This window comes from Leptospira congkakensis, from assembly GCF_004770265.1.
Classification (GTDB): Bacteria; Spirochaetota; Leptospiria; order Leptospirales; family Leptospiraceae; genus Leptospira_A; species Leptospira_A congkakensis.
Window position 1 is genome coordinate 630,046 of sequence record NZ_RQGQ01000017.1, and the last position, 19,603, is coordinate 649,648.

General features: G+C 37.4%; 23 protein-coding genes and 1 tRNA gene. 14 read left to right on the plus strand and 10 right to left on the minus strand.

The genetic code is table 11. The annotated features are described in order from the left end of the window. Positions 1-7: 7 nt before the first annotated feature. Genes EHQ70_RS16450 through EHQ70_RS16460 form a run of 3 tightly spaced genes read right to left on the minus strand, consistent with a single transcriptional unit; the run spans position 8 to position 1,853 of the window. Positions 8-1,024: an aldo/keto reductase gene (locus EHQ70_RS16450; RefSeq protein WP_135588213.1), complete on the minus strand. Its 1,017-nt coding sequence runs from the start codon at positions 1,022-1,024 to the stop codon at positions 8-10. Position 1,025: 1 nt separating this feature from the next. Next, positions 1,026-1,313 (minus strand): acylphosphatase, encoded by a 288-nt coding sequence (locus EHQ70_RS16455; RefSeq protein ID WP_135579934.1) that lies wholly within the window; start codon positions 1,311-1,313, stop codon positions 1,026-1,028. A gap of 21 nt (positions 1,314-1,334) precedes the next feature. Continuing rightward, a complete protein-coding gene (locus EHQ70_RS16460; RefSeq protein ID WP_135588215.1) occupies positions 1,335-1,853 on the minus strand; it encodes an RNA pyrophosphohydrolase in 519 nt (172 codons plus the stop codon). 72 nt (positions 1,854-1,925) lie between these two features. Here EHQ70_RS16460 and sixA point away from each other — a divergent pair, with 72 nt between their 5' ends. Further along, on the plus strand, positions 1,926-2,414 hold the full coding sequence (gene sixA, locus EHQ70_RS16465) for a phosphohistidine phosphatase SixA (protein WP_135588217.1): 489 nt from the start codon (positions 1,926-1,928) through the stop codon (positions 2,412-2,414). 59 nt (positions 2,415-2,473) lie between these two features. Further along, positions 2,474-2,545: transfer RNA gene (locus tag EHQ70_RS16470), tRNA-Pro, on the plus strand. Between the two features lie 88 nt (positions 2,546-2,633). Here EHQ70_RS16470 and EHQ70_RS16475 read toward each other — a convergent pair. After that, positions 2,634-2,924: an LIMLP_16025 family protein gene (locus EHQ70_RS16475; RefSeq protein ID WP_100789028.1), complete on the minus strand. Its 291-nt coding sequence runs from the start codon at positions 2,922-2,924 to the stop codon at positions 2,634-2,636. Between the two features lie 98 nt (positions 2,925-3,022). Here EHQ70_RS16475 and EHQ70_RS16480 point away from each other — a divergent pair, with 98 nt between their 5' ends. From EHQ70_RS16480 to EHQ70_RS16505, 5 genes are all read left to right on the plus strand, one after another. After that, positions 3,023-4,063: an arylesterase gene (locus EHQ70_RS16480; RefSeq protein WP_135588219.1), complete on the plus strand. Its 1,041-nt coding sequence runs from the start codon at positions 3,023-3,025 to the stop codon at positions 4,061-4,063. A 137-nt stretch (positions 4,064-4,200) separates the two neighbouring features. Next, positions 4,201-5,088, plus strand: coding sequence for an LA_2444/LA_4059 family outer membrane protein (locus EHQ70_RS16485; protein ID WP_135588221.1), 888 nt, complete (start codon positions 4,201-4,203; stop codon positions 5,086-5,088). Between the two features lie 47 nt (positions 5,089-5,135). After that, a complete protein-coding gene (locus EHQ70_RS16490; protein ID WP_244288379.1) occupies positions 5,136-5,894 on the plus strand; it encodes an SH3 domain-containing protein in 759 nt (252 codons plus the stop codon). Between the two features lie 256 nt (positions 5,895-6,150). Next, entirely contained in the window at positions 6,151-6,771 is a 621-nt protein-coding gene (locus tag EHQ70_RS16495) for a YajG family lipoprotein (RefSeq protein WP_135588225.1), read from the plus strand. 319 nt (positions 6,772-7,090) lie between these two features. Beyond that, the gene (locus tag EHQ70_RS16505) at positions 7,091-7,621 is read left to right on the plus strand and encodes a DUF1697 domain-containing protein (RefSeq protein ID WP_135588227.1); all 531 of its coding nucleotides are present in this window, start codon (positions 7,091-7,093) and stop codon (positions 7,619-7,621) included. Positions 7,622-7,770: 149 nt separating this feature from the next. Here EHQ70_RS16505 and EHQ70_RS16510 read toward each other — a convergent pair whose 3' ends face one another. After that, positions 7,771-8,361, minus strand: a complete 591-nt coding sequence (locus EHQ70_RS16510; protein WP_135588229.1) for a TetR/AcrR family transcriptional regulator — start codon at positions 8,359-8,361, stop codon at positions 7,771-7,773. 139 nt (positions 8,362-8,500) lie between these two features. Between EHQ70_RS16510 and EHQ70_RS16515 the strand changes: the two genes are divergently transcribed. Next, on the plus strand, positions 8,501-9,250 hold the full coding sequence (locus tag EHQ70_RS16515) for an SDR family oxidoreductase (protein WP_208729573.1): 750 nt from the start codon (positions 8,501-8,503) through the stop codon (positions 9,248-9,250). On the opposite strand, the gene EHQ70_RS16520 is transcribed toward EHQ70_RS16515, so the two are convergent. Continuing rightward, a complete protein-coding gene (locus EHQ70_RS16520) occupies positions 9,242-9,718 on the minus strand; it encodes a crossover junction endodeoxyribonuclease RuvC (RefSeq protein WP_135588233.1) in 477 nt (158 codons plus the stop codon). The genes EHQ70_RS16515 and EHQ70_RS16520 overlap by 9 nt on opposite strands. 132 nt (positions 9,719-9,850) lie before the next feature. On the opposite strand from EHQ70_RS16520, the gene EHQ70_RS16525 reads away from it, so the two are divergent. From EHQ70_RS16525 to EHQ70_RS16540, 4 genes are all read left to right on the plus strand, one after another. Then, positions 9,851-11,527, plus strand: a complete 1,677-nt coding sequence (locus EHQ70_RS16525) for an acyl-CoA dehydrogenase family protein (RefSeq protein WP_135588235.1) — start codon at positions 9,851-9,853, stop codon at positions 11,525-11,527. 193 nt (positions 11,528-11,720) lie between these two features. Further along, positions 11,721-12,071 carry a bleomycin resistance protein gene (locus EHQ70_RS16530; RefSeq protein ID WP_135588237.1) on the plus strand — a complete coding sequence of 117 codons (351 nt, stop codon included), beginning with the start codon at positions 11,721-11,723 and terminating at the stop codon, positions 12,069-12,071. A 147-nt stretch (positions 12,072-12,218) separates the two neighbouring features. Then, complete coding sequence (locus tag EHQ70_RS16535) at positions 12,219-13,001, plus strand: hypothetical protein (RefSeq protein ID WP_244288380.1); 783 nt, start codon at positions 12,219-12,221, stop codon at positions 12,999-13,001. A gap of 17 nt (positions 13,002-13,018) precedes the next feature. Beyond that, on the plus strand, positions 13,019-13,675 hold the full coding sequence (locus tag EHQ70_RS16540) for a hypothetical protein (RefSeq protein WP_244288381.1): 657 nt from the start codon (positions 13,019-13,021) through the stop codon (positions 13,673-13,675). 63 nt (positions 13,676-13,738) lie between these two features. On the opposite strand, the gene EHQ70_RS16545 is transcribed toward EHQ70_RS16540, so the two are convergent. Genes EHQ70_RS16545 through EHQ70_RS16555 form a run of 3 tightly spaced genes read right to left on the minus strand, consistent with a single transcriptional unit; the run spans position 13,739 to position 16,158 of the window. Further along, a complete protein-coding gene (locus EHQ70_RS16545) occupies positions 13,739-14,422 on the minus strand; it encodes an START domain-containing protein (RefSeq protein WP_135588241.1) in 684 nt (227 codons plus the stop codon). Positions 14,423-14,424: 2 nt separating this feature from the next. After that, positions 14,425-15,672: a serine hydrolase gene (locus EHQ70_RS16550; RefSeq protein ID WP_135588243.1), complete on the minus strand. Its 1,248-nt coding sequence runs from the start codon at positions 15,670-15,672 to the stop codon at positions 14,425-14,427. Positions 15,673-15,684: 12 nt separating this feature from the next. Then, positions 15,685-16,158 (minus strand): TIGR04452 family lipoprotein, encoded by a 474-nt coding sequence (locus EHQ70_RS16555; protein WP_135588245.1) that lies wholly within the window; start codon positions 16,156-16,158, stop codon positions 15,685-15,687. A 23-nt stretch (positions 16,159-16,181) separates the two neighbouring features. On the opposite strand from EHQ70_RS16555, the gene EHQ70_RS16560 reads away from it, so the two are divergent. Next, complete coding sequence (locus EHQ70_RS16560; RefSeq protein ID WP_208729574.1) at positions 16,182-16,892, plus strand: class I SAM-dependent methyltransferase; 711 nt, start codon at positions 16,182-16,184, stop codon at positions 16,890-16,892. Positions 16,893-16,945: 53 nt separating this feature from the next. Here the strand turns inward: EHQ70_RS16560 and EHQ70_RS16565 are convergent, their stop codons facing one another. After that, positions 16,946-17,437, minus strand: a complete 492-nt coding sequence (locus EHQ70_RS16565) for a TerB family tellurite resistance protein (protein ID WP_135588247.1) — start codon at positions 17,435-17,437, stop codon at positions 16,946-16,948. A gap of 119 nt (positions 17,438-17,556) precedes the next feature. Between EHQ70_RS16565 and metG the strand changes: the two genes are divergently transcribed. Next, entirely contained in the window at positions 17,557-19,602 is a 2,046-nt protein-coding gene (gene metG / locus EHQ70_RS16570) for a methionine--tRNA ligase (protein ID WP_135588249.1), read from the plus strand. The last annotated feature ends 1 nt before the right edge of the window (position 19,603 follow it).

Here is a 19,603-nt window from a genome sequence, read left to right on the forward strand (position 1 = left end):
ATTTACCTTAACCCATCGGGTATTGGATCTTCTTAGAAAGAAGATTGATTTCTGAAAGAATTTCATCTGACAAAATGACATCAGTTGCTTTTAATGATTCTTCTAGTTGAGCGACCGTATTGGCTCCAATGATGGTAGAGGCAACAAAGTCATGTTGTTTACTCCAAGCAACAGAAAGGACCGTCGAACTCATTCCATACTTTTCAGCAATGGTTTTGAGTTCCGCTGTGGAAGACAAAGTGTTTTCATTAAGGAAACGACTGGCCATTCGTTTTTGCCTTTCTCCCTCGGCCATATAACGAACAAACCTAGCACCTTCTGGAGGAACCGAACTGTTGTATTTTCCTGTAAGCACACCACCAGCAAGGGGAGAATAAGGTAACAAAGAGACCCCTTCTTTTCGACAAACTTGTGCTAACTCATCTTCAAAACGACGATTGAGAATTGAGAAATTATTTTGAATGGAATCATATCGCATCAGATTGTATTTGTCTGAAGTCCAAAGGCTTTTCATCAGTCCAAAAGAAGTTTCATTGGAACAACCAGCGTATCTAATTTTTCCTTCCTCTTTCAGCTCGGTGAGTGCTTCCATGGTTTCATCATAGGGCATGTCATGGTCAGGCCAATGCGTTTGATATAAATCGATTGTTTCCACACCTAATCTTTGTAAGGAACCCTCAATCGCACGGCGGATATGATATTTGTCTAAGGCTGTTTTTCCTTCGCGGAGTGGGGGGCTGAACCAACCATGACCAGGGCCGGCTACTTTTGTTGCGATGATGAGCCCATCTCGAGGTTTTGTTTTGATCCATTTTCCAAAAATTTCTTCAGTTCTGTGAACCCAAGACTTTTGTGGAGGGACAGGATAAATTTCAGCAGTATCATAAAAATCGATTCCCGCATCGTAAGCACGATCCAAAATTCGAAACGCCTCATCTTCGTTACATGAGGAGCCAAACGTCATGGTACCCATACAAATTTCGGATACCACCATTCCTGTTTTGCCAAGTCTTCGTTTTTTCATATTATTTCTTAATTAAAAAAGTTCTGAATTGATTTTTTGGATCACTCCATTCAATGACATGATCCTTTACTTTTGCTTTTGTGGGCCCACGTTGCATGGCTCGGTACAAATCTTCGATAAAAAGTTTGTCCCCTTCCACAACTGCCTCTACTTCCCCATTAGGTAAGTTTTGCGTATAACCTTTGAGCCTCATCTCTTGGGCTTTTTGGAGGATATAGTAACGAAATCCGACCCCTTGCACAAATCCCCGTACTAATATTCTCGCTCTTGCTTCTTCTGATTTTCCCAAAGATAGTCTCCTTTCTAGAACTTACTTGGATTTTGAATTCTCTGCAATGTAATTTTGGATAGCAGATTTAAAAAGAGGAACAAACTTCGCATACACTTCTCTTTTGAATTCCACTACAGATTGGATCGTATCTTCTATTTCCATAAACTGAATGGTTAAAAATTCTTGTTCGTGGTGGACCAAATCACATTCTTCTAAAGTCCCATCCCAATGGAAGAGGATCCATCTTTGTAATTGGCCACGAAATTTTTGGAGATGGGAATTGAGACCCAAGGAATTGGGAAAGTCATAAGGAATCCAATCGGGGTATTCCGTTACATAGGTTGCTTTTTTGACCCCTAACTCTTCATATAATTCTCGTTTAGCGGCCTCTAAATAATCCTCACCTTCGTCTATCCCTCCTTGAGGGAACTGCCAAGACCCAGGGAATTGTACTCGTTCTCCTACAATCACTTTTCCCAAAGAATTAAAAACCACCATGCCTACGTTTTTGCGGTAGGGTTTGTCTGTCATAATCCTTAGAATGTCTCTATCATCCATTTTCGCAAGAAATTCCTTAATTTTTTGTTTCTCCGCCAGTCCTTAGTTCCAATCTTGGACTTAGGAAGTATTATGAAGATCATTTTGGTTCGTCACGGTGAGGCTGAAAACGCAAGCCAAACCATTTCTGATTCGCAACGAGATCTAACCGACAAAGGTGTCAGTGATATTCATAAAATCGGAAAGTTTATTAAAAACTCTTCTTTAGCGGTCAAACAAGTTTATTACAGTCCTTATACAAGAACCAAACACACCGCAGAAATCCTATCGGAAGAATTAAAATATGGCTGCCAAATGCTTGCTTCCGATGACCTTGTCGCTGGTAAAGGTTGTACCGACATTATCTCTTGTTTGGTTAATTTTACAAATTCCGATACGGTTCTGTTAGTCGGTCATAATCCAGACATCACATATTTTGCAGCAAAACTTTTGGGAAATTCCGGTGCTGCTGAAAATTTAATTTTCCAACCTGGTTCCACCATCGCCATCAATGTAGCGCGAGAAAGATTCGCACATGGCCAAATTATCTGGGCTATTTCTCCAGACAATCTCGGAGTTTGAATTCCTATTAGTAAGACTTGACCAAAGCGTAGTTCGTGAGGTTTTTGGATTTCAGAACACGGGGTGTAGCGCAGCGGTAGCGCACTTGTCTGGGGGGCAAGGGGTCGCCGGTTCAAATCCGGTCACTCCGAAGTTCAGTTTAAAAAACCCAGCAGGCCTTGCGAACAAAACCTGCCGGAAGAAAATTCAGGATGGTGAGATACAAAAAAAACTAAAAACTTAAGAAGGTTTGTTTTCGTTTCCTTCTTTTACTTTATCTAAATACTTTACGACATTATCTTTGATTTCGTCAAAACGAACGATTCCCCAAGCAACACCCATTTTTACTTTTAAGGCATTGTCACTTGTATCACTTTCACCTTGTTCTTTTAACTTTTGAAAGTTGGTTTCGAATTTGCTTTTTTTCTCGTTTAGGTCTACGACCAGTTTCTCCCAGACTTCTTTGGAAGTTTTAACGGCGCCAATCCCAGCATTTACGATATCTTGCAGCTTGTTTTCCACATTGCTCATCGGATGTTACTCCTTATGTTTCCATTATTTTGCAGTGCACAATAATGTCTAGAAAGATTTTTCTGGAGGAATCTGAAATCCTGGGCTAAAATGGTCGGATGCGCGTAAAAACCCTATGGACTCTCCTCTTCCTTTCCACCCTCGTTTTCTTTGTTTTGGATTGCGGTGGTCAAATTCAGGAAAAGCCAATTGTCGGCTGTGAACGAATTTCTGGAACTCCCGGCCCTGAAGATCTCGATCTTATCCGAGATACTTCCACTGTCATTGTATCTTCCCATGAACGTAGGAACGGATTGAAGGACATTGGTGCACTGTTTGAAGTTTCCTTGGTCAATCCGAATGGAAAATTGGAAGCCAAAAAAATTGAAACCAATTATCCTGAAAACTTTCGTCCACATGGAATTAGTTATGCGAAAGTGAAAGGTGTTGATACATTAGCTGTCATCTCGCATACGTTAGCCGATGAAAATCCACATACCATTGAAATTTTTGAAAGATCTGCCTCGGGTAAATGGACTCATACAAAAACTTTGAGTGATCCCACCCTTACAAGTCCCAATGATATTTTTATGAACGAAGCCGGAGAAATTTTTTCTTCTAATGACAATGGAACAAGCAATGCCTTTCGTAAGTATTGGGATATGATCATTCGTAGTGGTCGGGCCGATATATCTTATTATGACGGAAAAACATTCCAGGCGCTAAATGTTCCCGTGATGTTAGGGAATGGAATTTACATTCGTAAAAAAGGAAACGATGAGTTGTTGTATCGATCCGTATTTTCAGAAAAAGCCATTCGGGTCTACCAAGTAGATCGAAGTGCAAGAAAGATAAATCTCAAGTATTTGGATTCTATTTCCATTGGTGCAGGCCCAGATAATATTTTAGAGGATGAAAATGGAATGCTTTGGCTTGCGGCCCATGACTCTACATACAAATTCATTCGCCATGTCATGAACCGAACCAATTTAGCACCCACTCGTGTTTTCAAAATCAATCCCGAAAACAAAGAAGTCACTGAAGTTTATGCCAACGAAGGCGCCGAAATTTCTGCAGGTAGTACAGGACTTGTTTTCAAAAACAAACTTTTGATTTCGCAGGTATTTGAAGATTTTCTTTTGGTTTGCCCAAGGCCGTAAAGAAGGATTATAGATAGATTTTAGATACGATGGTGTTGAGAGATGCTGTCGTATTTGGGATTGAATGAAGGAATAGGATTTGAGCAATGGTCCGGGAATGCGAATATAGTTCGTTAGGCGACATTTTAATAAATTAAATGAAAAACAAAAACATATTAACCCTAATAACTTTATTAATCGTAAACTTCAGTATTTATGCAGAAGAAGTAGAAATTAAGCAAAAAGAAAGAAAAGCGAATCAAATATATCTAAGAAGAAATAATGCATATGCTGCGCCAAATGAATTCAATATGTATAACAGCCTATTTCCTATATCTCTGTCTTTAGATATCCCTTCTATTCAATATAACACTTTCGGTTTTGTTAGATTCTTAGGTGATTCAAAGTTCAGTATTGAAGGAAACTTTTACGAATATAAAAAAACAAATTTTACATTTGATAGAGTTAGTCCTAATACAGGAATATTTAGCAAAGGAAATCTTGGAACTTATTACAGGTCTGAACAAAATCTATTTCTAAATTATCATTTAATTGAAAATAGGATTATACTTAACCTAGGATTACAAAGGTTCCAAAGCGACTTAAGTGATGGACGGTTTGGAAGCTACAATTACAATTTCTCTCAAAATTTCCAAGGAATTGCAGCTGGATTCTTACTTGAATCTCCAAGACTTTACGGGTTATATATTTCAGCAGGATATAGATATTCTATTTTAAATGGATATTCACACATTAATTATTCCGTTGTCACTTCAGGGAGAAACGTAGAAACTTTCGAAGCAAAAGATAACCCCTTCACTAAATCTTTTATTAATGAATTCAAAGTTATACTTGGATTTGAATTAAATGATTCCATTCTACTATCTCTTGGTTTCATTGACCAATCAGCAAAAGTTGTACAAAATAGAAGTCAATTAATGACTAGTGATCCTTTTTCTACAACATTAGTTAGATCAGCTATTGAATATACAGCAACAAATGAATATTTTAGTTCTACATTTGCATCTATTACTTATAAATATTAAAACGTCGTCTCCACTATTTTATTATGCGCAATAGATATGAAAATTTTATGAATAAAATATTAATCAAAAGTATAATTCTTGTATTGATAGTCAATTGTAACGATTCAATTATTCTGAAGCCTAAACAAGTTACTCTTCAAGAAGTAGTCGAAAAATCTGATCTAAGTGAAGGATCTGGATTTCACTCTCTACAATTAAAATTTACAAAACCTGACAAATTTGAATTCTACTATTCATCTGAAGGATGGAATTGGCTTACAAAAGGAAACTACCAAATCAAGGATTCTAAATTAGTTTTAATTGCAAATTTTTGCGAAGATAATTTTGGGAAACAAAATTGTAATGATTCTTTTGGCAATGGGCATTGTAATATTTCTAAGAATCAACAAAGTATCGAATATTTATACAAACTTGATTGCTACTCAGACAATAAATTCATTATTTTCAGCACTTCCGATGAAAAATCTAATCTTATTTCATTTGATATCAAAGAATTCAAAATTAATCCAAATACTGAATTGAGTTATTCAAATATTCCGATTGTTACTCTTGGAAATATTCAAGGGAAAGTATTGGAACCAGTTGTTTTGAGGGAAGGGCCTGGAATTGATTTTAAAAAATTAGATTATATTGTTAATAATTATGATGGCCCATTTTTAAGTAGCTTACCTAAAGACGAAACAGTTATAATTCACGCAAGGACTCGTGAAAAAAAACAAGTTAAAAACTGGAACAATTATTGGTTACTAATAAGTTCAGCAGACAGTAATAAAGTTTGGGTATTCAGTGAATTTATTTCCTATTAACATATCTACTACGCATAACAGCGCATTCTTTTATATTTATTCGTTTTAATAAATTTCATATTTTTTGCTAAATTCTATTAATTTAATTGCAAAATGGTTTCATTATTCATTTGCTACTACGCATAACAGTTTCTTAACGCTCGCTTCGACATATAGGCTTCTGGTAATTCCCTTGTCTGTGCAAGTGTTGTGGCCAGTCTACGTCGATTATCCTATTTCGTTATGCGAAATAGCTAAAATAAACTGAAGGAAAACTATGAAAAAGAAAACAAAATTATTATTAATAACTTCTCTCTTGCTTATTTTTTATTCTAAATGCTCTTTAATGAATGCGTCAGTTGAATATGAATATAAAGATCCTATTTATAACGCTGCACCTTCTCGAAATATCTCTATTTCTTTTACTAAATCAGATGACCATCCTGATGCTTTTAAAGATGGCATGTTTATCGAAGGAATGAAAAAAACAGGATTTGGAATTGACGGGGGATACGTTTTTACTAAACCTAGGGGTCCAGAAATCATTAAAAATGCTTTCATTACTGAGTTAAAAAACTTAGGTTTTCAAGTCTCTGAAGAATCCAAGTCAAATGTTCCAGATATTCAAATTCAAGTGAATCAATTCTTCATGGAACCTGAAGTCGGAATCTTTTTTATTGATATCATTTCAGTTATTGATATAAATGTTCATGTCATACACAAAAATAAAATTTACAAGCGTAGGTTTACATCTATAGGTGAAGTAATGAATATTCAGTGTTATGATATTTTATACCCTATTGCTCTTGATAGAAGTTTAAAAAACCTTTCTAAGAAAACTTTACCTGAAGTTGTAGATCTAATTAACCAAATACAAATGGAGAATAATTTTTTATGAAATTTGTAATTTTTAGTTTATTATTATTTTTACTACAAAATTGCTTCTATGATTTGAGACATATAAGCAGAGTCGATAAGACAGAAAGCCACTGGACGATTGAAGAGAAGAAAGCAGGTAAAAGTAAATAATGCTACTCCAATAAAAATTACGGCCTATAGACTTGCAAAGAAAACCGATATTCCCCAAACAAGAACCAGTCAAATTTTACTCTATAAAAGATCCGGTTCTGCTGATACGGAAATATGTTTATCAAAATTCTTCGGAACTACCTCTCAATTAGTTGTAATTACATAGTCAAGAGGCACATAACACCACCATGAAATACATCGCATTACTTAGAGGAATCAATGTGGGAGGAAACAGAAAGGTCGAAATGAAAAAACTTCGAACACTTTTTGAATCCTTCGGTTACACGGAAGTTTCCACTTATATCAATTCAGGGAATGTTATTTTTGAATCAGAAGATGATACAAAAACAGTTTTATTCAAAATACAAAAGAGTTTTGAAAAAGTTTTCAAATTTGAAATCCCCACTATCGTAAAGACAGAAAAGGAAATGAAAAAAATTGCAAATGCGATCCCAGCGGAATGGCAAAACGACGCCACTCAAAGGACAGATGTGGCTTATTTATTTCCAGAAGCGGATTTCAAAAATATCATTGAGGAACTTCCTCTCAAAAAAGAATTTTTGGAGATTCGTTATAGGAAAGGTGCCATCATCTGGAATATCAAAAGAGAAAATGTGAACAAAAGCCAACTGGCAAAACTCATCAGTCATAAATTATACAAGGTGATGACGATACGAAATGTAAACACAGCCAGGTTTCTAGCAGGAGAAAAAGAGTAAAAAAATCAAAAATGTAGACTTCCAGAGTATGTACGAATCAAGAAGAACTTTTTTGTTATACAATTCAAAGTAATCTAAAGTTTGGAAAAATTAAACATACCTTGTTTTTTAGTGAAAACTAGAAAGTTACGTTTCTAGATAAATCCATCTCAACCTAGTCCCTTCAATACCGCTTCAATCGTATCCACTAACAACGGTTCTCTATTTTCATCCGAATGTTGTGCCACAAGTTTCGGGTGCGTGAAAGCAGTCCCTGCAGAGATCAAAATTTCTGTAATTTGGTTCACATCTCGTTTTTTGATTTTCTTTTGGTTTATCGCTTCTGTGACCAAACTCGACATTTGGGTGTGCATATTGGATAAATGAGTTTGGATGAAAGGTTTGGACTCTTCCGCGGCCATATCGAATGCTTTATACAATTCTGGATCTAGTTTTACTTTTTCCAATTTCATTCGGTGGAGGTTTTGAAACCAAGTGAGGATCTTTTGGATGGGGTCTCGTTTTTCTTTTACAAGCAAATCCTGTTTTTCATCTAACTTCACAAGCCAACGTTCGGAAACAGCATCAAAAAGAGCTGTTTTGTCTTGAAAATGAGAGTAGAGGGCCGCGTGGCTAATCCCCATTTCTTTGGCCACATCTACCAATCGAACCTTTTCAAATCCCTTGGCCCTCATTTGGCCTATGGCAATTTCCACGGCTTTGTCTTGGATTTCCGAGGCTGTAAGACCGGTTCTTGGCATAGGGAAAGGATCGGATTCGGAACCGGGTGGTCAATCTCAAATTACAAAATGAAAAAAATGTTAGTTTTGAAACTTACGGACTTGACTTTTTGTAACTTACAAAATATACTTAATGTAAGTAAGGAAACGGTACAAATTGATGCAATTGAACGGAAATACAATCCTCATCACTGGGGGAACGAGTGGGATCGGTCTTGCTCTCGCGAAACGACTCTCTGATTTAGGAAATCAGATTTTAGTCTGCGGAACCAATGAAAAGAAAATGGAAGAGATTCGGAAATCTTATCCTAGTTGGGGGACTTACCTATTTGATATCTCTCGCCCTGAAGAGAGGGAAAAGTTGTTTGAAAAAACCACAAAAGATTTTCCAGAACTGAATGTATTATTCAACAACGCGGGTATGCAAAGGTATCCTAAACTGGGTGAAGTAGAACCTTGGGCAGATTTGGGAAAGGAAATCGATTTAAATTTTGGAGCTCCCATCCATCTTTCGATGTTATTCGCTAAACACCTGTTTGCAAAGAAAAATGCAGCGATTTTGAATACTACTTCTGGATTGTCACATATCCCTTTGGCTTATGCCCCAGTTTATAGTGCTACCAAAGCGGCTTTACATTCTTTCACATTGACTTTACGATTCCAATTTCGTAACCAACCCATTGAAGTGATTGAAGTTTCTCCACCGATGGTAGATACAGATTTAGGAATCCCTAACACACATACGGCGGGACTGAACTTAGACGAATATGCAGATACTGTGATGGAAGGATTACGAAATGGAGATTTAGAAATCACTACTGGTTTTTCTACCGTCTCCGCCAATGCTAGTCGGGAACAAAAGAATGAACTCTTTTTGTCTATGAACCAAGCAAGGAGTTCCTCAAACTAAAGAGCGACCCACAAAGGCACAAGCGATGGCATCCCAAGAGTCGTCGTGGCCTTTTAGATCTTTAAATCCCAAAATCATTTGGATCGCTGCCCGAACTTCCTTTTTGGTAGCGTTCCCTTTGGCAGAGATTCCTTTTTTGATCTGAGTGGCGGTAAGAGAGACTACAGGTATTTTTTCTTCACCGAGCGAAAGTAAAATGACCCCACGAGATTCCGAAACCTTCATTCCGGTCGTTGTGTTCTGAACAAAGAACAGTTCTTCCACGGCCGCAGCTTCGGGTTGGAATTCAGTGAGGATCTCCATTAGTTCCTTTCGGATTTGGATCAAATTGTCGGGAGAAGGAGTTTTCGGAGCCACTTCAATGGTTCCGTAAGTTAAAAGTTCGGGGTTCCGGCGCAATCCTTCGGGAAAGGACAAAATTGCGTACCCCACACGGTGGGAGCCAGGGTCAATGCCGATGATTTTCAATAATTTCTTTCCTTGGTTTCCACTTTCGCCCAGTTTTGACCTCCCGTACGCAAAACCTAGTCTAAAAATGAAAATGACAAGGTACTTTCCTTCCGTATAGTGGAAGAAAACCACCGCAGGAACGTTAAACACATGACCGCAACGGCAGTGAAACTCGAAAAATCCCAGGCGGAGAAGGCTCTTAGTGCCCAAGCCGCCCTCCTCAATGATGTAACCAAACGACTAGCTCAGAAAAATTCCGATAACGGCAAAGTATCCGTAAGCAAAATGGACAAAACACAACATGTGTTTTACCAATTGGCTTGGATGACGGCTCAACAACGTGTTGCTGAGAACTTTATCGTTTATGCTTGGGATGCTTCCAAGGGAACTGGCGAATTGGAACAAAAAATGGCTCTTACTTTTGTGGCCGAAACTGTTACTAACATTCGTTCTGAACTCGCAGCTCGCCCAGCTGAATATGAACTGACTTACCAAGAACTATTCTCCAAACTTTTTTCTGATGAGATCAATGCTTATGTAGAAGCAGCATCAAAAATGGAAAACTATGAAGCAATTGTAGACAAGATCGTTGATCTTGGACACTTCGGTGCTTACGGTCTTTCCGAAGATCACGAGAACTTTCGTGGAATCTTTAAAGATTTCGCTGAAAACGTAGTGGTTCCTCAAGCAGAACATGTCCATAGACATGACGATTTGATTCCGGCTGAAATCATCAATGGATTAAAAGACATGGGTTGTTTCGGACTTTGTATTCCCGAAAAATTTGGTGGTATCCAACCAGATGATCGTCCGGACAACATTTCCATGTTAGTGGTAACGGAAGAACTTTCTCGTGGATCACTCGGTGCTGCAGGATCACTCATCACAAGACCAGAAATTATGTCCAAGGCTCTCCTCAAAGGGGGAACGGATGAACAAAAAAACAAATGGTTACCACTTCTTGCATCCGGTGAAAAATTCGCTGGGATCATGGTAACAGAACCTAACTACGGTTCCGATGTTGCTGGTGTATCTGTAACAGCGAAAGAAGCAAACGGTGGATTTGTCATCAATGGTGTAAAAACCTGGTGCACATTCGCAGGTTATGCGAATCTTCTTCTTATCCTTTGCAGAACAGAATCTGATCCAAACCTCAAACACAAAGGTCTTTCGATCATTTTAGCTGAAAAACCATCTTTTGATGGTCATGAGTTCAGTTACAAACAAGAAGGTGGTGGAACAATCCAAGGGAAAGCAATCGGAACTATTGGTTACCGAGGAATGCACTCTTACGAAGTATCTTTCGAAGATTACTTTGTTCCAAAAGAAAACCTTCTTGGTGGTGATGCTGGACGTGGTAAAGGATTCTATTTCCAAATGGAAGGATTTGCTGGTGGACGTATCCAAACAGCAGCTCGTGCCAATGGTGTGATGCAAGCCGCTCTTGAAGCTGCTCTTCGTTATTCCCAAGAACGTAAAGTATTCGCAAAACCAATTTACGATTATACTTTAACTAAGTTCAAAATTGCGAAGATGGCAATGATTGTACAAGCAACTCGCCAATACACAAACTATGTAGCAACACTACTCGATAACCACAAAGGCCAAATGGAAGCAACACTTGTTAAGTTGTATGCATCCAAAATTGCTGAGTGGGTGACTCGTGAAGCAATGCAAATTCATGGTGGTATGGGTTATGCAGAAGAGTATCCAGTATCAAGATATTTTGTTGATGCTCGTGTATTCTCTATTTTTGAAGGTGCGGAAGAAGTAATGGCTCTTCGTGTAGTTGCGAAAGACTTACTTGACCAAGCATTAGCTTCTTAATTAGAAACTTAATTTTCTCTGTTGTTAGGGTTCACTCAAACAGCAGAGAATTTGGAAAGTAGAGGCCCGAATTTTCGGGCCTTTTTTTATGCCCGAACACAAACCCAAATTTTTTCACTACAAAAGGATCCATCCAAATAGAAAAAATAAAGTTGGAAACTTTGAATCCAGGGCTAGAAATTAACAGTAATCTATGATCAAAAAATCAATTCCTCAACTCCCATCTTTAGATCTGCAAAAGTCCCAAAAATTTTATGAAGAGAACTTAGGATTTAAAACTCTAAAAGAATATGATGATATTTATTTATTGGAAAAGGATGGATTTGAACTTCATTTATGGTTATGCGATGATCCATCCATCCCACAAAACTCTAGTGTTTACTACCATGTAGAATCTATAGATTCCATGTATGCCGATTACAAAAACAAAGGAATTGTCCATAAAAATGCTCACATTATGGATAAACCTTGGGGAATGAGGGAGTTTTATGTTGTCGATTTAGATGGCAATTTATTAAAATTTGGACAGAATATAAACATATAATTTTGTATCAATTTACAAATTTAATGTCTAATGTTAGTGATATAATCTTATCCATGTTAAGTGTAATTTTATTCTACCGATGGTTACACTGTTCGTTTTATTAGAGTTTAGAAGATTACCAATGGGAAGATTAAAATTTAATTAAATATGAATCTAAAACTAATTTCCATTTTTGTTATTTTTTTGGTTTTGAATCTTTCTTGTAAAACACCAATGCCTGAGTTAAGTTCAGAAGCAAAAATTTCCAAAACTAAAATGATTTCCATTCGATGGACTACTACAGATCCAATTTTAGCAAAAGTGTTTAATGAAATTTTTCCAGTGCCACCTGCCATTCTTTTGGATGAAAATGCGAATGTAGTTGATTTAACAGCAGTTCCTCTAGCGGAACCAAACCCCGATCATGCGCCCAAACCAAAAACAGAAAAACCCATCAATCCTAACGAATTACCAAGATGGGATCGTGGATTTGAGTTATCCAATATAGAAAACCTTACCATTGTCATCAGAAAAGAAAGTCAAAAACCCTTTTATAGTATTGGAGCCAGTCTTCTCGCATTGACTATGTTATATTATGGAACAATGGAAACAGAAGCAGAACTAGTTTGGACATCAGGTGAGACCAATTTACATAGAATTTCATTTTTATCTACTTATGAAACCATTTGGGCCCCCATGCCATTTTATATTGGGACTGTGTCGAGTATCCTTTCCCCTGCCTTAAATTCCAACCGTTACCCTTCCGTTTTACAGAGATATTGTACGCAAGAAAAACCAACAAAACTAAGAGAGTCATTAAACCAATCACAGGCAGAAAACTGTAAAGAATACGAATCTTTTCTAAAAAGATTACTCCTCCAAAATTATGACACCATCCATTTACAATTAAAGGAATGGGAAAAAAGAAACCAAGATTGGTTTCAACCATAAACAAGGAACTATCTCATTTGATTCAGATAAAAAAATTAGTTTCCCCAAACATTCGTAAATTTGTTCTGATTGGATCTTTCGTTTTATTAAGTACGGCTCTTCCGTTAAAGGATCTAAACTCAGTTTCTATTCCAAAAGAAAATTGGAACTTAGTGATGTATGGAGGGATTTTTACCACTACTGATTTGATCCCGATTGTGTTTCGTCAAAAAACTGACTATAAAGAATCGTATATAGGTAGTTTGGGAGTTTCACGACCTTTTGATTACCGAATTCGATGGTTCGATTTTTTATGGGAAGGAAATGTTACTAAACATTTTGGTGAAATGAATCATTGGGAAGTGAATGGGTTTTATATTGTAAAAATTGATCGGATGTATGGTTCTCCATTCAGTTTATCGTTAGGAGAAGGTTTGTCTCTTGCCTCGGAAAATCCAAAAATGGAAAATAAAGCCAAAGGATATTATCTAGATGGTTTACAAAAAAATGCAATTGAATCCAGAGCTTTACTGAACTATATGATGGTGGAATTTAGTTCTTATTTACCTTTCGAAAGAAAAACAGAAATATTCATACGAGTCCATCATAGGTCAGGAATTTTTGGTCTGTATTGCCCGCCCGATCCAAATTGTGGATCAAATTTTGTCAGTTATGGATTTCGAACTGCATTTTGATTCAGCAGCACAACAGACTCACATTGCACTGCAGAACCAATTCCGTCGATTGAAGATAGATAACTAATTTGAATTTGTTTTGATTGGTTCTTTAATCCAATCAAATTTTGCGTCTTTATGTTTCCCTTCCTCCACTAACTTTTGTACGTTAAGAAGTGATTCATAAGGAGTGTCTGTTAAAACCAAATTGATTACTGATTGGGGAACCGATCCACCTGGTTCAAAATGAGCTTGGTATTCGATTTTTAGTTTTCCATTGGCTTGTGGAATGATTCGCCAAACACCTTCAAAGTTTTCCATACGGGTGACACCGGAGGGTGTAGGTCGTGCATTGGAATCAAGTCGTTTGATTTTCATGACTGTTGCCAAAGTTTTTTCGTTCTGTTCAAACCCGCGGTCCATAATCAAATCACGGTCATTGACTGGCCATGGGGCACCGTTACGAAGATAAACCACTGATTTTTTTTCTGTCCCAGAAAGTACAGTGAGTTCTTTACATTGGTGGTACAGATTTTTGCAAGAAGCAGGGTCTGTGAGTAGGGCAATGATTTGAGAGATCGAGGCATCCACTTCCGTTCTACCTAAAAATTCATCTAGATTAGAACCAGCAAAGGGACGAGTTAGGACTTGGATCCCTTTTTTACGTTTAGACTCCGACCATTCTGATGACTGGGCAACAAGATTGGATATGTTAGATAGAAGGGAAACTCCTATCAATGTGAATAGAACAAATTGTTTTTTTGTCATGGTTACTTACCTATTTGTAAATGTATGAGAGGCCTTACTGTTTCTGCGAAGAATAATGAGGTTGAGGAAGCTGGTAACAAACTCAATCCATTTTTTCTTCCGATATTATTGACTGCTAAGATGGCCATATAACTTCGATTTTTATCCACCCATGGATAAAATCCATTGATTCCAATGCTATGAGAAATGAGATCTTTGTCACATTCTGCGGGAATCTCCGTATTGGTGCAAAATCTCCAGTTGCCGAGACCATACTGCCATTTGTATCCAAATGCAGAGAATTGGGAATATCCAATCTTCGCACCTTGGTATTGGTCTGCTAAAATTTCAGTCACCGAAGTTGTGGAAAGAAAGTTAGCAATGTTTGCACCTGATGCATTTTTTGCTGTTCCATTGGTCAGAAGTGCATTTAACATTCTAGCATAATGTTCTGGTGAGATAGAAAGACCAAAGGCTCCAGACAAACTTCCATCAGTGGCTTCAGTAGAACGAATGTTACCACTCCAAACAGCTTGGTTAACATCCCATCCCAAAGGAGTGACAATGAGTTGTGTGAAAATTGTATTCCAAGTTTTTCCACAAGATACCTCTAACATACGTTGTGCAACTGCCATGTGATTGGAATTGTATTGGAATAAAGCTCCCGGTGTTCCTGTGGATTGGTCCCGGATTTCATTCACACAGGTATCTTTTTGTGTACCTGTGGCACCGACGGGTAAGGTAGAAATACAACTGGCTTGCCCTGATCCGCTTGATCCACCAGCGTTAAGACCTGAAGTAAAAGATAATAATTGGCGAAGAGTGATGGTACCTTTGGTCCCAGTCCATCCAAGAATTTCACCAGTGGTTCGACTTAAGGATAAAGTCCCTCCTGTCGCACAAGTCCCTGTTGTCACGGTTCCACATCCAGCATAGGTTCCACTATTGGCATTACAATCAATCGCACGCATGGCGGTAATTGCAGTGACCCATTTGGATCCAGAAGCAATGGGACGGTAAGTATTATAATCTAATATAGATTGTCTCGCATAAATCCTGTTACCTGACCCATCAAAAACCTGGAAACTAGCACCTTCGTCTGTGGTTTTAGCATATTGATCAAAACAAGTATCCATACTAAAACAGGATCCAAAGATTCCTGCGGTAAGTATAGATTGTGCTCCCTTATCTGTTGAAACTGATTTTTGGCAATTCGCAAAAAGATAAAGCTGTAGAAGAGATACTAAAATTATAAAAAAATTAGATTTCATAAGGTTCCTCATTTAAAAACGAATTGGTTCGATGGTTATGATTTTTCCTGTTTTTTCTAAATCACAGGAGGCAAATTCAGGTAGTAACAATCCATCGCGAGTGACTCCCCCAACAGTTGTTAAACCATCGTAAACACTTCCTAAAACCAATGCACCTTTGGTACGAATGTCAGATTCACATTGTAAAACAGAAGATTCCATAAACGATTCGTTATCTTCGATGTTTGATAGATAGGAGTAGATGATTTTGGCCAAAAGTCCATTGACCAGTAGAAGAGGAGAGATTGGACCCTGTCCGCCCTTCATCCCTGTTTGGGCTAGCCAAAATGAGGAAGCAGTGGATTCGGCCTCAAATATAGCTTCAGAAATTCTTTTTTTGGCTTCTGAACCTTTGACGGCACCATAAGTCGGAATACCAATTCCTTCTGTTAGCATACAATTTGTCAGAAAGACAAAGAAAAGAATGGATAGAAAAATTTGTCTCATGAGAATTTTATCCTTAATAGAGAATGAAACGATCTGTAAACTTTTCCTTTCACCAGATGGTTCGGATTCCTGAACCAGAACTTATGGAAGACCCTACACAAGTAGAGTCTTATGCCAAAGCTGATTTTGAAACGGCTCATTCGTTTCTCATTCGCAAATTTCAAGATAGACTTCCCCAAAGGTTTACACCTGAATCCATTCTGGATTTAGGTTGTGGGCCAGGTGATATGTCTTTTCGATTGTATTCACAATTTCCGAATGCAAATTTTACGTTTCTAGATGGTTCCGAATTCATGTTGGATCTTTGTAAGAAGCGTATTGACACATTTGTGTCAAAAAAAAGAAACAATAAAATTGTTTTTAAAAAAGAACTCGTTCAGGGCTTTGTTCCCGAATCACCCTATGATTTAGTGTTTTCGAATTCTTTATTACATCATTTGTTAGATCCTTTTGAGTTTTGGGGTGCGATTCAAAGATCTATTCATAACGATAGTTTTATTTTCATCTCTGATTTGATGCGTCCTGATTCTCTGAACCAGGCAAACCACCTAGTTGAACGTTATGCGAATGATGAACCGGAGGTTCTCAAAACAGATTTTTATAATAGTTTGCTTGCTGCTTATCGGATAGAAGAAGTGAAAGAAATGTTAGAGATTGTTCGTTTGGATCAAAAATTAAATTTGGAACCAATCACAGACCGTCATTGGATTTGTTATTCTAAACCAAGGCTTTAAATCATAACTAAAAAAAGGAGACTCTCTACCTTGGTTTGGGAATAAAATTCTCGTTAAGAAAGATATTTTTTTTCGACTCTAACTTTGTCCATATGGTTGATTTTTAATTCGTTTGCTAAATCCTCTAAAAATCGAATTTCTTCCTGATTGAGAGAACCATCGGAGGCAACGATACAAACTGCATCTTCAAAAAAATTCAATGCATACTCATCGTTATCCGAAACTACCTTGGTAATGGTTTTCATGGGGAGTGGATTTTCAAATGTTTTTGATAAGATTTCTAAAACTTGTTTTTTCTGAGTTTGGAACCCACTTAAGAGGCAGTCGGGTTCAAAAAGTACGTTCACCAGTTCTCCCACGATCTCCCCTTCTTTCTTTTTGAACTGCCCGTCGGCATGGCAAGCATAGGACCATAAACTAAGAAGGACTTTGGCATATTCAATATGAAGGTCACTTTCGATGTCCAGAGTCGATTGGATGGATTCTGGATGTTTCTTTTTGTTTCCCTTGACTTGTTTCAAATTTTGAACGATTTTCTTTGCCATAACAAACAGAAATTTTATTGGTTTGAATTCTCCCGTAACTTCATTTTTTTACTCTTTTCTTGATTTTTCCCAAAAATGGGCTGAATTGGAACTTCGAATCAGGAAACTGGAATTAATCTATGCCGAAAAACATACTCGTTACAAGTGCTCTTCCCTATGCCAACGGTTCCATCCATCTCGGCCATGTTTTGGAAGCAGTCCAAACAGATATTTGGGTACGTTTCCAAAAGTTAGTTGGGAACAACTGTTATTTATTTTGTGCTGATGACACACATGGAACTCCCATTATGATTGCCGCTAAAAAAGCAGGCAAAACTCCTGAGTCCATGATTGAGGAAGTGCAGAAAGAACATTACAGGGATTTATCTTCTTTTGGAGTTTCGTATGATAACTATTATACGACTAATTCAGAAGAAAATAAAAAACTATCTGAATCCATTTATCTTACTTTGAAGAAAAAAGGACATATTGCTGCACGAAACATTGAACAGTCGTATTGTGAACATGATAAAATGTTTTTACCTGACAGATTCATCAAAGGAACTTGCCCCAAATGTGGTGCCAAAGACCAATATGGCGACTCCTGTGAAGTATGTGGTAGTAGTTATACTCCAAAAGATTTAAAAGATTCTTATTGTTCTATTTGTGGAACAACACCGGTACTCAAAGAATCCAAACATTTGTTTTTTAAACTCCAAGACTTCCAATCCCAACTCCAAACTTGGATTGAAGAGGGAAGTCGTATGAATGAAGGAGCACAGAAAAAACTAAAGGAATGGTTTACTTCTGGATTACAAGAATGGGATATCAGTCGCGATGGCCCTTACTTTGGGTTTGCGATTCCCGAAGAAGAAAATAAATATTTTTATGTTTGGTTGGATGCACCTATCGGTTATATGGCTTCCGCTCTAAACTTCTTAAAAGATGAGAAGAAGTTCAACGAGTTTTGGAAAGATGGGAAAGGTGAAATTGTTCACTTCATCGGAAAGGACATTTTGTACTTTCATGGACTTTTTTGGCCAGCAATGCTTATGGGAGCAGATTACCAAACTCCTTCCCAATTGAATGTTCATGGATTTTTAACTGTGAACGGAGAAAAAATGTCCAAATCAAGAGGGACATTTGTCAATGCTTCTACTTTTGCCAAGTATTTGGATGTAGAACACTTCCGCTTTTACCTTGCCTGTCGTTTGGGTTCAGGAATGGAAGATGTGGATATTTCTTTTGATGATTTTGTTTCAAGAGTCAATTCCGATCTTATTGGAAATCTTGTGAATTTGGTCTCTCGAGTTTCTACGTCCATCTTAGACAAAATGGACCGTAAATTAGGTAGTCTTTCTGCAGAAGGAAAATCCTTAGTTTCGGAACTATTATCCAAAGAAGAAGAAATTCGTGAAGCTTACGAATCACGTAACTATTCTAAGGTGATGAGAGAGATTACAGGGCTTGGTGATAAGGTTAATAAGTATGTAAATGATTATGCTCCTTGGAACCTTATCAAAACCGATGTAGAAAAAGCAAGAGAGGTGGTGACTACTTCTCTCAACTGTGCAAAGATTCTATTTACTTATTTAGCACCAGTAACTCCCAAAATAGCCAGTTCGGTTGCTCACCTGTTCCAAGTGGAAAATTTAAGTTTTTTAAATTTGAAAGAAACACTTGAGGGTAAGGTTCTTGGGCCATACCAAATGTTATCAAAACGTGTAGAGGAAAAAAATATTTCGCTTATGATAGAGGAAACTAAAGAAGCATTTCTAAAAGCAAATCCAGAGAAATCTAAATCGGAGCCAAATAAATCCACAACTTCGGAATCGAGCGCTTCTACGGTTTCAGAAGATGGATTCATCACCATTGATGAACTTTCCAAAGTTGAACTTCGTGTAGGGTTAATTTTGGAAGCTAATCCAGTAGAAGGCGCCGACAAACTTTTGTTTGTAAAAGTTAACCTCGGAGATAAAGGAATCAAAAATGTTTTTGCTGGAATCAAAGCAAGTTATACAGCGGAAGAGTTGGTTGGGAAAAAAGTAGTTGTGGTTGCAAATTTAAAACCAAGACAAATGAAATTCGGCCTCTCGGAAGCAATGTTACTCGCATCAGGAAAAGATAAAACGTTATCTTTATTTGTTCCTGACCGAGATGCAAATCCAGGTGATCTTTTAAAATAAA

Coding starts and splice junctions, on each gene's coding strand:
- EHQ70_RS16450 (WP_135588213.1), bottom strand. CDS start 1,024: ATGAAAAAACGAAGACTTGGCAAAACAGGAATGGTGGTATCCGAAATT.
- EHQ70_RS16460 (WP_135588215.1), bottom strand. CDS start 1,853: ATGGATGATAGAGACATTCTAAGGATTATGACAGACAAACCCTACCGC.
- sixA (WP_135588217.1), top strand. CDS start 1,926: ATGAAGATCATTTTGGTTCGTCACGGTGAGGCTGAAAACGCAAGCCAA.
- EHQ70_RS16475 (WP_100789028.1), bottom strand. CDS start 2,924: ATGAGCAATGTGGAAAACAAGCTGCAAGATATCGTAAATGCTGGGATT.
- EHQ70_RS16480 (WP_135588219.1), top strand. CDS start 3,023: ATGCGCGTAAAAACCCTATGGACTCTCCTCTTCCTTTCCACCCTCGTT.
- EHQ70_RS16485 (WP_135588221.1), top strand. CDS start 4,201: ATGAAAAACAAAAACATATTAACCCTAATAACTTTATTAATCGTAAAC.
- EHQ70_RS16490 (WP_244288379.1), top strand. CDS start 5,136: ATGAATAAAATATTAATCAAAAGTATAATTCTTGTATTGATAGTCAAT.
- EHQ70_RS16495 (WP_135588225.1), top strand. CDS start 6,151: ATGAAAAAGAAAACAAAATTATTATTAATAACTTCTCTCTTGCTTATT.
- EHQ70_RS16505 (WP_135588227.1), top strand. CDS start 7,091: ATGAAATACATCGCATTACTTAGAGGAATCAATGTGGGAGGAAACAGA.
- EHQ70_RS16510 (WP_135588229.1), bottom strand. CDS start 8,361: ATGCCAAGAACCGGTCTTACAGCCTCGGAAATCCAAGACAAAGCCGTG.
- EHQ70_RS16515 (WP_208729573.1), top strand. CDS start 8,501: ATGCAATTGAACGGAAATACAATCCTCATCACTGGGGGAACGAGTGGG.
- EHQ70_RS16525 (WP_135588235.1), top strand. CDS start 9,851: ATGACCGCAACGGCAGTGAAACTCGAAAAATCCCAGGCGGAGAAGGCT.
- EHQ70_RS16530 (WP_135588237.1), top strand. CDS start 11,721: ATGATCAAAAAATCAATTCCTCAACTCCCATCTTTAGATCTGCAAAAG.
- EHQ70_RS16535 (WP_244288380.1), top strand. CDS start 12,219: ATGAATCTAAAACTAATTTCCATTTTTGTTATTTTTTTGGTTTTGAAT.
- EHQ70_RS16545 (WP_135588241.1), bottom strand. CDS start 14,422: ATGACAAAAAAACAATTTGTTCTATTCACATTGATAGGAGTTTCCCTT.
- EHQ70_RS16550 (WP_135588243.1), bottom strand. CDS start 15,672: ATGAAATCTAATTTTTTTATAATTTTAGTATCTCTTCTACAGCTTTAT.
- EHQ70_RS16555 (WP_135588245.1), bottom strand. CDS start 16,158: ATGAGACAAATTTTTCTATCCATTCTTTTCTTTGTCTTTCTGACAAAT.
- EHQ70_RS16560 (WP_208729574.1), top strand. CDS start 16,182: ATGAAACGATCTGTAAACTTTTCCTTTCACCAGATGGTTCGGATTCCT.
- EHQ70_RS16565 (WP_135588247.1), bottom strand. CDS start 17,437: ATGGCAAAGAAAATCGTTCAAAATTTGAAACAAGTCAAGGGAAACAAA.
- metG (WP_135588249.1), top strand. CDS start 17,557: ATGCCGAAAAACATACTCGTTACAAGTGCTCTTCCCTATGCCAACGGT.